At 63.1% G+C, this 271-nt stretch carries 1 protein-coding gene; it reads right to left on the bottom strand.

Annotation, left to right across the window (positions count from 1 at the left end; translation table 11 throughout):
* On the bottom strand, positions 1-271 hold a 271-nt coding region (locus AX709_RS05675; protein ID WP_197432016.1), incomplete at both ends, for a MobA/MobL family protein.

The raw sequence follows: 271 nt of genomic DNA on the forward strand, positions 1-271 counted from the left end.
TCCTTCAACAGCTCGGTCGAGTTCCAGTCGCGGTTCTTAGCGCCGAACCCCTCCGGCCCCACGTCACGCATCGCCAGCATGACATGCGCGTGCGGCTTGGGGGTGCCGTCCTTGGCCTTGTCCCAATGCACGTTGAGGTCCGCGACCATGCCGCGATCGACAAACTGTTTCTTCACGAAGTCCTTGGCGAGCGCGACGCCCTGCTTCTCGTTCATCTCGCGCGGAATCGAGAACTCCACCTCGCGGGCAAGCTGCGCGTCCTTGCGCTTCT

Source organism: Sphingomonas sp. CCH15-F11 (genome assembly GCF_001557005.1).
GTDB lineage: Bacteria > Pseudomonadota > Alphaproteobacteria > Sphingomonadales > Sphingomonadaceae > Sphingomonas.